Source organism: Pseudomonas sp. J380, assembly GCF_009827115.1.
GTDB classification, from domain to species: domain Bacteria; phylum Pseudomonadota; class Gammaproteobacteria; order Pseudomonadales; family Pseudomonadaceae; genus Aquipseudomonas; species Aquipseudomonas paracarnis.
Window position 1 is genome coordinate 358,643 of the sequence record NZ_CP043060.1, and the last position, 14,028, is coordinate 372,670.

General features: G+C 61.3%; 12 protein-coding genes. 4 read left to right on the forward strand and 8 right to left on the reverse strand.

Going from position 1 to position 14,028, the window contains the following annotated elements:
- The first annotated feature begins 19 nt into the window (after positions 1 to 19).
- Together FXO12_RS01865 and FXO12_RS01870 are read left to right on the forward strand one after the other, a co-directional pair.
- Positions 20 to 1,102: a catalase family peroxidase gene (locus FXO12_RS01865; protein WP_057974933.1), complete on the forward strand. Its 1,083-nt coding sequence runs from the start codon at positions 20 to 22 to the stop codon at positions 1,100 to 1,102.
- Positions 1,099 to 1,638 (forward strand): cytochrome b, encoded by a 540-nt coding sequence (locus FXO12_RS01870; RefSeq protein ID WP_032896571.1) that lies wholly within the window; start codon positions 1,099 to 1,101, stop codon positions 1,636 to 1,638. The genes FXO12_RS01865 and FXO12_RS01870 overlap by 4 nt, the downstream gene beginning before the upstream one ends.
- Positions 1,639 to 1,795: 157 nt before the next feature.
- Here FXO12_RS01870 and FXO12_RS01875 read toward each other — a convergent pair whose 3' ends face one another.
- Both FXO12_RS01875 and FXO12_RS01880 read right to left on the reverse strand, forming a co-directional pair.
- Positions 1,796 to 2,947, reverse strand: coding sequence for a M14-type cytosolic carboxypeptidase (locus tag FXO12_RS01875; RefSeq protein ID WP_054897275.1), 1,152 nt, complete (start codon positions 2,945 to 2,947; stop codon positions 1,796 to 1,798).
- A 464-nt stretch (positions 2,948 to 3,411) separates the two neighbouring features.
- On the reverse strand, positions 3,412 to 3,705 hold the full coding sequence (locus FXO12_RS01880) for a DUF6124 family protein (protein ID WP_054917372.1): 294 nt from the start codon (positions 3,703 to 3,705) through the stop codon (positions 3,412 to 3,414).
- Positions 3,706 to 3,883: 178 nt separating this feature from the next.
- Here FXO12_RS01880 and FXO12_RS01885 point away from each other — a divergent pair, with 178 nt between their 5' ends.
- A complete protein-coding gene (locus FXO12_RS01885; RefSeq protein ID WP_054917332.1) occupies positions 3,884 to 4,519 on the forward strand; it encodes a LexA family transcriptional regulator in 636 nt (211 codons plus the stop codon).
- Here the strand turns inward: FXO12_RS01885 and FXO12_RS01890 are convergent.
- The 4 genes from FXO12_RS01890 to FXO12_RS01905 all read right to left on the reverse strand — a co-directional run bounded on the left by FXO12_RS01890 (position 4,516) and on the right by FXO12_RS01905 (position 10,279).
- Entirely contained in the window at positions 4,516 to 6,441 is a 1,926-nt protein-coding gene (locus FXO12_RS01890) for an acetyl/propionyl/methylcrotonyl-CoA carboxylase subunit alpha (RefSeq protein WP_057974932.1), read from the reverse strand. The genes FXO12_RS01885 and FXO12_RS01890 overlap by 4 nt on opposite strands.
- Positions 6,438 to 7,244: a gamma-carboxygeranoyl-CoA hydratase gene (locus tag FXO12_RS01895; RefSeq protein WP_034127920.1), complete on the reverse strand. Its 807-nt coding sequence runs from the start codon at positions 7,242 to 7,244 to the stop codon at positions 6,438 to 6,440. The genes FXO12_RS01890 and FXO12_RS01895 overlap by 4 nt, the downstream gene beginning before the upstream one ends.
- A 161-nt stretch (positions 7,245 to 7,405) precedes the next feature.
- Positions 7,406 to 9,010, reverse strand: coding sequence for a carboxyl transferase domain-containing protein (locus tag FXO12_RS01900; protein WP_160049510.1), 1,605 nt, complete (start codon positions 9,008 to 9,010; stop codon positions 7,406 to 7,408).
- A gap of 105 nt (positions 9,011 to 9,115) precedes the next feature.
- A complete protein-coding gene (locus FXO12_RS01905) occupies positions 9,116 to 10,279 on the reverse strand; it encodes an isovaleryl-CoA dehydrogenase (protein WP_034127918.1) in 1,164 nt (387 codons plus the stop codon).
- A 150-nt stretch (positions 10,280 to 10,429) separates the two neighbouring features.
- On the opposite strand from FXO12_RS01905, the gene FXO12_RS01910 reads away from it, so the two are divergent.
- Positions 10,430 to 12,061: an AMP-binding protein gene (locus FXO12_RS01910; RefSeq protein WP_057974930.1), complete on the forward strand. Its 1,632-nt coding sequence runs from the start codon at positions 10,430 to 10,432 to the stop codon at positions 12,059 to 12,061.
- 642 nt (positions 12,062 to 12,703) lie between these two features.
- On the opposite strand, the gene FXO12_RS01915 is transcribed toward FXO12_RS01910, so the two are convergent.
- Complete coding sequence (locus FXO12_RS01915) at positions 12,704 to 13,606, reverse strand: hydroxymethylglutaryl-CoA lyase (RefSeq protein WP_034127916.1); 903 nt, start codon at positions 13,604 to 13,606, stop codon at positions 12,704 to 12,706.
- 16 nt (positions 13,607 to 13,622) lie between these two features.
- Positions 13,623 to 14,015, reverse strand: coding sequence for a MerR family DNA-binding transcriptional regulator (locus FXO12_RS01920; RefSeq protein WP_003192195.1), 393 nt, complete (start codon positions 14,013 to 14,015; stop codon positions 13,623 to 13,625).
- Positions 14,016 to 14,028 lie beyond the last annotated feature (13 nt).

Consider the following 14,028-nt stretch of genomic DNA (forward strand, 5'->3'; position numbering starts at 1 on the left):
CTGGCCCTGGAGTTCCTGCATGGTAGATCACTCATCACCCCCCCGTCCTCCATTGAGCACTGCGAGCCTGATCGCACGACTTGCCGGCATCGGTGCCGTGGTTGCGGTTGTTGCCGGGGCATTTGCCTACGTCAATGGCACGCTCGACCCACAACGCCTGCGGCCAAAAACCTTGGTCAATGCCCTGGAAATCAATAACGGCGTGCATCCGGGCTTTCGCCGTAACCATGCCAAGGGCGTATGCGTGGCGGGTTATTTCGAGAGCAGTACCGAGGCCCGTGCCTATTCCAACGCCCAGGTGTTCAGCGAGGCCAAGACTCCGATCATCGGCCGCTTTGCCTTGCCCAGCGGCAACCCCTACGCGCCGGACAGCAGTGTGCCGATTCGCAGTTTCGCCGTGCAGTTCAGCCAGGCCAACGGCCAGCAATGGCGGACGGGGATGAACAGCATGCCGGTGTTCCCAGTGGGCACGCCCGAGGCGTTTTACCAGTTGCTCAAGGCCGGCGCGCCAGACCCGGCCACCGGCAAGCCGAACCCGTCAAGCATGCCGGCGTTTTTTGCCGCACACCCCGAGACAGCGCCATTCCTGGCCTGGGTCAAGACCGCCAAGCCATCGGCCAGTTATGCGACTGAAACCTATAACGGCATCAACGCGTTTTACCTGGTGGCTGCCGATGGTACGCGCCAGGCCGTGCGCTGGGAGGTGGTGCCCCAGAGCCAGGACGCGGCGGGTGATACCGCACCTGCTGGCAGTGACTTCCTCGAGCAGGACTTGGTGCGACGCCTGGCCGCCGTGCCACTGCGTTGGCAGTTGAACATGACCCTGGCCAACCCCGGCGACCCGCTGGACGACGCAAGCAAGACCTGGACCGGCGCGCACAAGGTCCTCAACGCCGGCACGTTGGTGCTGCAAAGCAGCCAGCCCCAGGCAGACGGTGATTGCCGCGATATCAACTTTGACCCGCTGATTCTGCCCAGTGGTATCCAAGCCTCCAACGACCCCTTGCTGGCCGCCCGTTCGGCCGCGTATGCCAGTTCGTACCTGCGCCGCGCCGGTGAAGTCAGCCCGTTGCACAGCGCCCCTCAGGAGTCGAAGCCATGAATGCTCAACCACGGTTCTTTGCGCCCCTGGCGCGCGTGTTGCACTGGCTGATGGCGTTGATGATCATCGCCATGCTGTTTATCGGCGCGGGTCTGGCGGCGTCGGTGTCGGAGCGCCATGAGTGGCTGATCCACCTGCACAAGCCGCTGGGCATTGCGATTCTGGCGCTGGTGATCGTGCGCCTGGCGGTGCGTTTCTCGACGCGCCAACCGCCGTTGCCAGCGGATTTACCGGTGTGGCAAAGGCTCGCAGCCAAGGCCTCCCATGTGCTGTTGTACGCCTTGATGCTGGTGTTGCCGCTGCTGGGTTGGGCGATGATTTCAGCGGCTGGCGACCCGGTGATGCTCAGCAGTAACCTGCAACTGCCCGCGCTGGTGGGGGCGAATGCGCCGTTGTTCGCGCTGTTGCGCAAGGCTCACGGCTACCTGGCCTATCTGCTGTTTCTCACCGTGCTGGTGCATCTGGCGGCCGCGTTGTTCCACGGTTTGATCCGCCGCGACGGTGTCTTGCAAAGCATGACCGGCAGCAAGGATTGACCGCTCTTGTGGCGAGCGAGCTTGCTCGCGCTGGGCTGCGAAGCAGCCCCAAAACAGCCTGCTCGGTGTGTCAGGTGATCCGGCAGTGATTTTCATGGGGCCGCTATGCGGCCCAGCGCGAGCAAGCTCGCTCGCCACAAAGAGCTCGCCTCGGGGGTTAGCGCAAACGCCCGACGATATCAGCGACGCTGCTCAATACGTCCTTGCCCAACTGTTTCGAACGATCGCCTGACCAGCCAGTTCGCAGGTTGGGCGCGTCGTCGTTGTCCTTGAAGGGCATTTCCAGGGTCAGGGACAGGCAGTCGTATTTTTCTCCTACCGCGTTGCAGGCCAGGGTCATGTTGGCTTGGCCGGGCAGGTCGCGGGTGTAGCCGTGGGTGGTCTGGAAGTCTCGTGTCAGATGGCTCAAATGGCTGCGGAAGTGTTTTTCCAGGGCTTCGATACGCGGGGTGTAGCCAGGGTTGCCTTCGCAGCCGGCGGTGAACACGTAGGGGATTTCTTCATCGCCGTGGATGTCGAGGAACATATCCACGCCGTACTTTTCCATCTGTTGCTGGACGAACAGGACCTCGGGGCTGAGTTCCTGGCTGGCGCTTTGCCAGGCGCGGTTCAGGTCCTGGCCCATGGCGTTGGTGCGCAGGTGGCCGTGGAAGGCGCCATCCGGGTTCATGTTTGGTACCAGGTACAGATCGGCAACGGCCAGCAGTTTTTTCAGTTCGTCGTCGCCGTCCTTTTGCAGGCGCTCAATCACGCCCTCCATAAACCATTCGGCCATGTGCTCACCGGGGTGCTGCTGGGCGATGATCCACACCTTGCGCCGGCCCTCGATTCCTTTGCCTCGGCGCAGCAGTTGAATATCGCGGCCTTCAGCGCTCTTGCCGGTGGCCAGCAGGGTGACCCCGGCGTACTTCAGGGCTTGCTCGATCAGCCAGTCATGGCGCTCACGGCTATAGGGCTCGAAGTAGGCAAACCAGGCGTGCTTTTCCCGGGTCTGGAGGTTGATGTGCAGGATCTCGCCATCAAAGCGCGTCGGTACCCGGAACCAGTTGATATGGTCGTAGGACGCCACGGCGTTGTAGCCGCTCCAGGCATGCTTGTAGGACGAGCGCCCTGCGTTGCTCAAGCGAAAGGTATGGGTGTGCCCCACGTGCATGCCTTCGGCCTTGAAGTGGAACCATTGGTAGTGATCGCTGCGGGTGTCGGGTTTGATTGCCAGCAACAACTGATAAGCGTCGCTGGCATCCAGGACCTGAATGTTGCCGCTGTCGAAGTCGGTGCTGATCTTGATGGAGGTCAAGGCCACGGTCATAGTCTGGTTGCCTGAATATGAGTGATGTGGCGGCTATCTTACACAGGCGTTCGGTAAAACCTGGATGCAAAAATTGTTGCAGGGGAGGGGGCGTCATCCGTGACGCCGCCGCAGCTTAGAGTCTATGAGATTGATTCTCAAGCGCTAATTCGCAGAGATACGCGCTAGAGCACTCGGACGACTTTCTTTGGGCGATAGTCTTTTGCTACCATGCGCGCCATCAAGCAACACACAGTCTTCATTAGCCTGAAGCCATGCCAGGAAAACTGGCAAAAAAAAGACCCGGCCAAAGAGCCGGGTCAAAAACCGTGATTAGCCTGATGAGGAGATATTCCAAGAGTCCGACCTAAGGTCTCTTGGTCTATCGACTGATCTCGCGATCAGCTGAGCCCAATAATAATCATTATCATTTGCAAGTCAAATGTTTTTATCCGTGGGATAGAAATATTTTTCTTTCATACCTGCTAAGCGTTTGCCGCCGCTCCTGGTGCTTGCAACGACCGCTCCACCATCGCCTTCGCCATATCGATCAAATACACCACCGAAAACGCCAGGTCGCGCTGGTTGCCCTGATGGCTGCACGCCGACTCGTAGGCGGTAGCCGCTGCACTGCGCAACAGGTCCGAGGCGTGTATCAGGGCCTCCTCCTGGCTGACTTCGGGTTTGATCGCGAACATGGCCCCGTCCGAATCCGGCGTCGACCGATTTTCTTTCAAGTAGTAGTCCAGTGCGCGCTGGGCCGCGCCACTGTTGCACATGTCGTTTACTTCAGTCAGTTCGGGCGTTGGGTGCGTGCGGGTCGTCATAAGCGGCAATACTCCGGTGGGTGTCGAAATCCTTGGGCTTGATGATAGTACGTATCGTATTCCTGTCGTTTTATGGATTACTACAAACTGTTTATTGCCCGCAAAAATGGGCGCCGTATTGTGATGCACCATGGATAACTGGATAGCGTTGGTCAAAGCCAACATGAAAGACCGCAAGGTCACGCAGGATGAACTGGCGCGGCGCCTGGGCATGTCCCAGGGCGGCGTCGGCCATTGGCTCAATAAACGCCGTGTGCCGAGCCTGGCGGACATGAACCGTGTGCTCGCCGAACTGGGGTTGGGGTATTTGGAGGTGGCGCTGGAGATTCGTGAACGGGCCGCGCAAGTGCCGGAACTGGGCCCCCACTACAATCCGTATTTCCGCTACCCGGTCAGCGACTGGAAGCAGGCCTGCGAGCTGCGTGAGGAGCGTGCGCCTTATAGAACCGAGCGCTACGAATTGACCGATTACCACGCCCGAGGCGAGGCATTCTGGTTGCCGGTGACGGGAGACGCCATGACCGCCCCCACGGGTATGAGTATTGCGGCTGGCATGATGATCCTGGTTGACCCGGCCATCGCACCCGAGCCCGGCAGGCTGGTGGTGGCCCAATGGGCCGGTAACCCCCAGGCCACCTTTCGCCAATTGCAGGAAGAAAGCGGCCAGCACTACCTGGTGCCGCTCAACCCCACTTACCCCAAGGTGCTGCTCAGCGACGGCTGCCGCCTCCTGGGTGTGGTGGTGCAAGCCACGGCGAAGTTCTAGTCGGCCGTTTCAAGCTCCACCAGCGCGCTGCCTTCGGCTACCATTTCACCTTCCTGGCAGAACAGCGCCTTGACCACCCCGGCGTGGGGCGCACGGATGCTGTGCTCCATCTTCATGGCTTCGAGCACCACCAGTTGAGTACCAGCCTCAACGGTTTGGCCCACCTCCACGAGCACCCGCACGATGCTGCCGTTCATGGGGGCGGTGAGGCCGCCCTGATGGGATTGATTGGCCTCGACCGCCGCAATCGGGTCGAACAGGCTGACGGCATGCATCTCGCCGTCCCAACGCAGGTACAGGCTGCCTTCACTGCGCACCGCCAGATGAGCACGGCGCACGCCCTGATGTTCAGTCAGCAACTGTTCGCCGCATAACTGAGACGGTTGCCCGGTCAGTGTCACCAACCGATCCTGCCCATTGCAGCTCAGGTGCAGCGACACCTCGGCAGGCAGGCCCGCGCGAAAGCCCTGGTGACTTGCCCAAGGCCCGTCACCCACCGGCAAGCTCTGCATAAACGCCGAGCCCGCCGCTTGCCAGAACTCATCGCTCAAGGCTCCTGGCGTCGGCAACAGCTCACCCTGATAGCGCGGGATAAACCCGGTATCCAACTCGGCCGCGGCAAACGCAGGGTGCCCGATGATGCGCCGCAAAAAGCCCAGGTTGGTCTTGAGCCCGCCGACCGCAAACTCATCCAGCATGCTTAATAAGCGCAGGCGCGCCTGTTCGCGGTCTTCACCCCAGGCAATCAACTTGCCGAGCATCGGGTCGTAGAAGGGCGACACGCTGTCGCCTTGCTCGACGCCGCTATCCACCCGGCGTCCAGGGCCCGGGCTGGACTCGCGGTACAGCGCCAGGTGCCCGGTGGCCGGCAGAAAGTCATTGGCCGGGTCTTCGGCATACAGCCGCACTTCAATTGCATGACCGTTCAACGCGACCTGCTCTTGCGTGATCGGCAGCGCCTCGCCCTGGGCAACCCGGATCTGCCAGGCCACCAGGTCGAGGCCGGTAATCGCTTCGGTCACCGGATGCTCCACCTGCAGCCGCGTGTTCATCTCCATGAAGAAAAACTCGCCACGGGCATCCAGCAAAAACTCCACCGTACCTGCGCCGACATACCCGATGGCCTGGGCAGCGCGCACGGCCGCTTCGCCCATGGCCCGGCGCTGCTCGACACTCAAGCCGGGTGCCGGGGCTTCTTCCACGACCTTTTGATGACGACGCTGGATCGAGCAGTCGCGTTCATTGAGGTACAAGCAATGACCCTGCTGGTCGGCAAACACTTGGATCTCGACATGCCGCGGCTTGAGCAGGTATTTCTCCACCAGCATCTGCCCGTTGCCGAACGACGACAGCGCCTCACGCTGGGCGGAAGCCAGGGCTTCGGCCAGTTGGCTGACGTCCTCGACCACTTTCATGCCCTTGCCACCGCCACCCGCCGTGGCCTTGAGCAGCACCGGGTAGCCGATACGCTCACAGGCGGCGCGGAAGGTCTCCAGGTCCTGGGCCTCGCCGTGATAACCCGGCACAAGGGGTACGCCAGCCGTTTCCATCAAGGCCTTGGCCGCGGATTTGCTGCCCATGGCGTCGATTGCCGAGGCGGGCGGGCCGAGGAAGATCAAGCCTGCCGCCTCGATGGCCCGGGCGAAGCCGGCGTTTTCCGAGAGGAAGCCGTAGCCGGGGTGAATCGCCTGGGCGCCGCTGGCGTGGGCGGCGGCAATCAGCTTGTCGATTTGCAGGTAACTATCGGTGGCCTTGCTGCCGCCCAGGTCGACGCGGATATCGGCTTCACGGCTATGGCGGGCATCGCGGTCGATGGCGCTGTGCACAGCCACGGTGGTCAACCCCATGGCCTTGGCGGTACGCATGACCCGGCAGGCGATTTCGCCACGGTTGGCCACCAGAACGGTGTTGAGTGTGCTCATGAACGCGGCTCCTGGGTTTGCCAACTTGGCGCACGTTTTTGCAGAAATGCACGCAAACCTTCCTGGCCCTCGGCGCTCACCCGGATGCGCGCAATGGCGTTTTCGCAATAGCGGCGCAGCGCGGGGGTGAGGGCACCGTTGCCCACTTCGCGCAGCAAATCCTTACTGGCACGCATGGCCGCCGGGCTGTTTTGCAGCAGGTTGGTGACCCACTGGTCCACCTGTTGATCCAGGCTCTCGGCAGGATAACTTTCCGCCAGCAAGCCGATCTCCCGTGCGCGTTGGCCGCCGAACCGCTCGGCTGTGAGTGCATAACGACGGGCAGCGCGTTCGCCGATGGCCTGCACCACGAACGGGCTGATCACCGCCGGCGCCAGGCCGATACGCACTTCCGACAGGCAGAACTGCGCGTCGTCGGCACCGATGGCCATGTCACAGCAACTGATCAGGCCCAGCGCGCCCCCGTAGGCCGCACCTTGCACCACCGCCAGCGTGGGGATTTTCAGTTTGGACAGGTTGTACATCAGCTCTGCCAGTTCCCGGGCGTCGTCCAGGTTGGTGTGGTAGTCCAGCTCGGCCGATTGCTGCATCCAGGCCAGGTCGGCACCGGCGCTGAAGTGCTTGCCACGCCCGCGCAGTACCAGGAAGCGCAGGGACGGGTCGCCTTGTACGCGGTCAAGAGCCAGGATCAATTCGCGGATCATCTCGGCGTTGAACGCGTTGTTCTTGGCTTCGCGGCTGAGCCACAGCGTGGCAAAGCCACGGCGGTCAGTGATCAGTTCGAGGGTGTTGAAGTCGCTCATGCAAGGAGCTCCATGATAATGAGAGGCCTCCTGTAGGAGCGAGCTTGTTGTGGCGAGCAAGCTTGCTTGCGCTGGGGTGCGCAGCGCCCCCAAAAAAGCCGGGACTGCTGCGCAGTCAGCGGGAGCAAGCTCCCTCGCCACAACAGGCGCGCTCCTACAGGTTACATGCGGAACACGCCGAAGCGGCTCGGCTCGATGGGGGCGTTCAGTGCGGCGGACAAGGCCAGGGCCAGCACGTCACGGGTCTGCAGCGGGTCGATCACGCCGTCATCCCACAAGCGCGCGCTGGAGTAGTAGGGATGGCCCTGGGTTTCATACTGGTCGAGGATCGGCTGCTTGATCGCGGCTTCCTCCTCGGCACTGAAACCGTTGCCGGCGCGCTCAGCCTGTTCGCGCTTGACCTGCGCCAACACCCCGGCGGCCTGTTCGGCCCCCATCACGCCAATGCGTGCGTTGGGCCACATCCACAAAAAGCGCGGGTCGTAGGCGCGGCCACACATCCCATAGTTACCCGCACCAAAGCTGCCACCGATGATCACGGTGAATTTCGGCACCTTGGCGCACGCCACGGCGGTGACCAGCTTGGCGCCGTGCTTGGCAATGCCGCCGGCTTCGTACTTCTGGCCGACCATGAAGCCGTTGATGTTTTGCAGGAACAGCAGCGGAATCCCGCGCTGGCAGGCCAGTTCGATAAAGTGCGCGCCTTTTTGCGCGGCTTCGGCGAAGAGGATGCCGTTGTTGGCCAGGATCGCTATCGGGTAGCCATGCAAGTGCGCAAAGCCGCACACCAGGGTCGTGCCGAACAGGGCCTTGAACTCATCGAACACCGAGCCGTCCACCAGCCGTGCGATGACTTCGCGCACATCAAAGGGTTGCTTGGCATCCGCCGGGATCACGCCGTACAACTCTTCGCTGCTGTACAGCGGCGCCACCGGCGAGCGTTGCAGCAGCTCACCCTGCTTGCGCCAATTGAGGTTGGCCACGCTGCGCCGCGCCAGCGCCAGGGCGTGCTCATCGCTGTCGGCATAGTGGTCGGCCACGCCCGAGACCTTGCAGTGCACATCGGCGCCACCCAGCTCTTCGGCGCTCACCACTTCACCGGTGGCGGCCTTCACCAGCGGCGGGCCGGCAAGGAAGATGGTGGCTTGCTGGCGCACCATGATCGCTTCGTCGGCCATGGCCGGCACGTAGGCGCCGCCGGCGGTGCACGAGCCCATCACCACGGCAATCTGAGGAATGCCCTGGGCGCTCATATTGGCCTGGTTGAAGAAGATCCGCCCGAAATGCTCACGGTCGGGGAACACCTCGTCCTGGCGCGGCAGGTTGGCGCCGCCGGAGTCCACCAGGTAGATACACGGCAGGCGGTTTTGCTCGGCGATGGTCTGGGCGCGCAGGTGTTTTTTAACGGTCAGCGGGTAATAGGAGCCGCCTTTGACCGTGGCATCGTTGGCCACAATCATGCATTCGACGCCTTCCACCCGGCCGATGCCGGCAATCACCCCGGCAGCCGGGACGTCTTCGCCATACACCTGGTGGGCGGCCAGTTGGCTCAGCTCGAGAAACGGCGAACCCGGATCGAGCAGACGGTTGATACGCTCGCGGGGCAACAGCTTGCCGCGTGACGTGTGGCGTTCCTGGGCCTTGGCGCCGCCACCTTGATGGACGTGGGCTAGCAGGCTGTGCAGGGCGTCGACCTGTTCAAGCATCGCCGCGTGGTTGGCGGCGAATTCCGCCGAGCGCGGGTTGAGCTGGGTGTGTAAGAGCATGGCTTACTCCGTAAGCGCGGCAAGCTACAAGCTACAAGTTTCAAGCTGTAAGAGAACGACGCTCTTTACTTGCGGCTTGTAGCTTGCCCCTTGCAGCTGCGAAATTTATTTCGTTTCGTTGAACAGTTCGCGACCGATCAACATCCGCCGAATCTCACTGGTGCCCGCACCAATTTCGTAGAGCTTGGCGTCACGCAGCAGGCGCCCGGCGGGGAATTCATTGATATAGCCATTGCCGCCCAGAATCTGGATTGCATCCAGGGCCATTTGCGTGGCGCGCTCGGCGCTGTAGAGGATCACGCCCGCAGCGTCCTTGCGCGTGGTCTCGCCGCGTTCACACGCCTGGGCCACCGCGTAGAGGTAAGCGCGGCTGGCGTTGAGCTGGGTGTACATATCGGCGACCTTGCCCTGGATCAACTGGAATTCGCCGATGCTCTGGCCGAACTGCTTGCGGTCGTGGATGTAGGGCACGATCAAGTCCATGCATGCCTGCATGATCCCGGTAGGGCCACCGGAAAGCACCACGCGCTCGTAGTCCAGGCCGCTCATCAACACTTTCACGCCGCCATTGAGCACGCCGAGGATGTTTTCTTCGGGCACCTCGACGTCGTCGAAAAACAGCTCGCAGGTGTTGGAGCCGCGCATGCCCAGCTTGTCGAATTTATTGCTGCGGCTGAAGCCTTTCCAGTCGCGCTCGACGATGAAGGCGGTGATGCCGTGAGGGCCTTTTTCCAGGTCGGTCTTGGCGTAGATCACATAGGTGTTGGCGTCCGGGCCGTTGGTGATCCAGGTCTTGCTGCCATTGAGTACGTAATGGTCGTCGCGCTTGTCGGCGCGCAGTTTCATCGACACCACGTCGGAACCGGCATTCGGCTCGCTCATGGCCAGGGCGCCGATGTGCTCGCCGCTGATCAGCTTGGGCAGGTACTTGAGTTTTTGTGCGTGGTTGCCGTTGCGGTTGATCTGGTTGACGCACAGGTTGGAATGCGCCCCGTAGGACAACGCCACCGAGGCTGAGCCACGGCTGATTTCTTCCATGCTCACCACATGGGCCAGGTAACCGAGGCCGGCACCGCCGTATTCCTCGGGCACAGTGATGCCCAGCAGGCCCATGTCGCCGAACTTGCGCCACAGGTCGGCGGGGAACAGGTTGTCGATGTCGATCTGGGCCGCGCGCGGTGCGATCTCCTTGGCCACGAAGGACTGCACCTGGTCGCGCAGCATGTCGATGGTCTCGCCGAGGGCGAAGTTCAGGGACGGGTAACTCATGGACAGGCACCTTAATGTGAGCTTTGTTGTTGTGTGGGCAGGGCGCGGGAGGAGGGCGCTCACCTTTACGTTAACGTAAGCTTGCGTTGCGGCGCTGTCAATCGTAGTTTACGTATACGTCAACCTACAAAAAAGATAACAGGGGTCGTTATGGATCAACCGAACCAGAGTTACAGCCGTGGCTCCCAGGACAAGGCCTTGCTGGCCATGACCATTGGCCAGGCATTCGATCGCACCGTCGCTCAGCATCCAGATGGCGAAGCCTTGGTGGTGCGTCACCAGCAGCAGCGCTACACCTGGCGGCAGCTGGCCGAGACAGTTGAGCTGCACGCCCGCGCATTCATCGCCCTAGGCATGCAAACCGGCGACCGCCTGGGTATCTGGGCGCCTAACTGTGCCGAGTGGCTGATCTGCCAGGTGGCGAGCGCCAAGCTCGGGGTGATCCTGGTCAATATCAACCCGGCCTATCGCAGCAGCGAGTTGGACTACGTGCTCAAACAATCCGGCTGCCACTGGCTGGTATGCGCCGGTTCGTTCAAAAGCTCCGATTACCACGCCATGCTCCAGGCGTTGAAACCCGAGCTGCGCGGCCTCATCAGCCTAGACCCCAGCCCGCCGCCGGAATTCATGCCCTGGTCGCAGTTGGCGGCGCTTGGCGCAGGCGTGCCGCCCGAGCACCTGCACAGCCGCCAGGCCAGCCTGCATTTCGATCAACCCGTGAATATCCAGTACACCTCCGGCACCACCGGCTTCCCCAAGGGCGCCACCCTCAGTCACCACAACATCCTCAATAACGGTTACATGGTCGGTGAAAGCCTGGGCCTGACGGCAGGGGACCGCCTGGTGATCCCGGTGCCGCTGTATCACTGCTTCGGCATGGTCATGGGGAACCTCGGTTGTATCACCCACGGCACCACCATGATCTACCCCAATGACGGCTTCGACCCGTTGCTGACGCTGAACGCCGTCGCCGAAGAACAAGCCACCGGCTTATATGGCGTGCCGACCATGTTTATCGCGCTGCTCGATCACCCACGCCGAGCCGAGTTCGACTTGTCCAGCCTGCGCACCGGGATCATGGCCGGGGCGACATGCCCGATCGAGGTGATGCGTCGGGTCATCCATGAGCTGCACATGGGAGAGGTGCAGATTGCCTATGGCATGACTGAAACCAGCCCGGTGTCGCTGCAGACCGGCGCGGATGACGATATCGAGCGGCGTGTTACCACGGTGGGCCGCACCCAACCGCAACTGGAAACCAAGATTGTCGACGAGGCCGGTAACACCGTGGCCCGGGGCGTGATCGGTGAACTGTGTACACGCGGCTACAGCGTGATGCTCGGTTACTGGAACAACCCCGACGGCACTCGCGAGTCCATCGATGAGGCCGGCTGGATGCACACCGGCGACCTGGCGACCATGGATGAGCAGGGTTACGTGTGCATCGCCGGGCGTAACAAGGACATGATCATTCGCGGTGGCGAGAACGTTTACCCGCGGGAGCTGGAAGAGTTTTTCTTTACTCATCCGGCCGTGGCGGACGTGCAGATCGTTGGCATCCCGGATGAACGTTATGGCGAAGAGATTGTTGCCTGGATCAAGTTTCATCCCGGTCAAGTGGCCAACGAGCTGGAGTTGTTGAGCTGGTGCAAGGACCGCATCGCCCATTTCAAGACGCCCAGGCATTTCAAATTCGTGGATGAGTTTCCGATGACAGTCACGGGCAAGATCCAGAAGTTTCGCATGCGCGAGATTTCCATCCAGGAGATGCAAGCGCGCTGACAACGTCAAACCCCCTGTGGGAGCTGGCTTGCCTGCGATGGCGGCCTGGCTGCCGGCCCACATCTACCTGATACCCCGCGAACCTGCTGTGCCACCAAAATAGTGAAACCCAGAAAGCACAAAGGGGACCCGAAGGTCCCCTTTAATTTGTCGTTGCGTGCTCTTTTCTTATTATTGAGGGGCGGCCTGTTGTTGTTTTTGGTAGCCGTGGCCCATACCGCTTTTTTGGCGACCCCCATCCGGGGTCAAGAGCAAACGTATTTTTTTGAACGCTGACCTGCTTCTTCGTAAACGATCCAACCAGTGGGTAGCTACCTAAGGTAGTTTTATTTTTCTCTATCCGGTTGCGGGTTGCGGCATGCCGTACCCTGGGAAGCACATCTTCTCCAAAAAAATCTGTTAGCTGCGTCTCTGCCGTGTTGTTTTTGTTATGTCAGAGTCGTTTCGTCTTATTTTTATTAGGTTTGGCGCTTTTTATTCTTGTTATGCCATAGAGATAGCAGAAGGCGTGCCAACTTTTTAAAAGTCTTTAAAATCAATGAGTTGTATTTTTGGTCAATATTTTCTTTCAGTCGGTGCGGCGGATTTTGTTCCCGCGTTACCCGTTATGCCGGTGTGCGGTAACACATTGTCACAGCTGTGCTACTCACCTGCGTTACGCACCTTCGCCACGCGGGAACCCGTAGGCCGTCCCAGCACCTGGCTGATCTGCTGGCCGGCGCCAATCAAGCGTTCCAGGTCGATACCCGTGTCGATACCCAGGCCGTTGAGCAGGTACAGCACATCCTCGGTGGCGACGTTACCGCTGGCGCCCTTGGCGTAGGGGCAGCCGCCCAGGCCTGCGATAGAGCTGTCGAACACCGTGATGCCCTCCAGCAGGCTGGCATAGATGTTGGCGATGGCCTGCCCGTAGGTGTCGTGGAAGTGCCCGGCCAGCTTGTCCCGTGGCACTTGCGCGCCGACCACTTCGAACAGGCGCCGGGTAGCGCCCGCCGTGCCGGTACCGATCGTGTCGCCCAAGGACACTTCATAGCAGCCCATGGCATACAGCTCGCGGGCGACGGCCGCCACTTGCTCCGGGGCGATATCGCCTTCATAGGGGCAACCCAGTACACAGGACACATAGCCGCGCACGCTGACGCCGTGCTGCTTGGCGGCGGCCATGATCGGTGCGAAGCGCTCCAGGCTCTCGCTGATGGAACAATTGATATTGCGCTGGGAGAACGCCTCGGACGCCGCCGCGAACACCGCGACTTCCTTGACCCCGGCCGCCAGCGCATCCTCGAACCCGCGCAGGTTCGGTGCCAGTGCGCCATAGGTCACGCCGGGCTTGCGCTGGATCTGCGCAAACACTTCGGCTGAACCTGCCATTTGCGGCACCCATTTGGGCGAGACAAAACTACCGACTTCGATATAGCTCAAGCCAGCGGCGCTCAAGGCGTCTACCAATCGGACTTTATCCGCCACGCTGATGGGCTGGGCTTCGTTCTGCAAACCGTCGCGCGGGCCGACTTCAACCAGGCGTACGTGGGAGGGGAGGGACATGGCAGTTACCTTCTGGTCAATGGCCGGCTTGGCTGATGGTCTGCGCCAGGGCCTGGGTGCAACGCTCTTCAGCGGTGTCCAGTTCCAGCTTCATCTGTTCGATATCCAGCAGTTGCTGTTCCAACTGTTCACGGCGCTCGGCGATCTTGGCCAGCATGCTGTTGAGTTGGATCTGGTTGCCGCCGGTGGGGTCGTAGAGTTCGATCAGTTCGCGGCATTCGGCCAGGGAGAAGCCGATGCGCTTGCCACGCAGGATCAGCTTGAGGCTGACCTTGTCCCGCGCCGAGTAAATGCGCTCCTGGCCCCGACGTTCGGGGGCCAGCAGGCCTTGTTCTTCATAGAAACGAATGGCGCGGGTGGTGATGTCGAGCTCGCGGGCGAGGTCGGAGATGCTGTAGGTGGTGCTCATGGCGGTGCTCAAG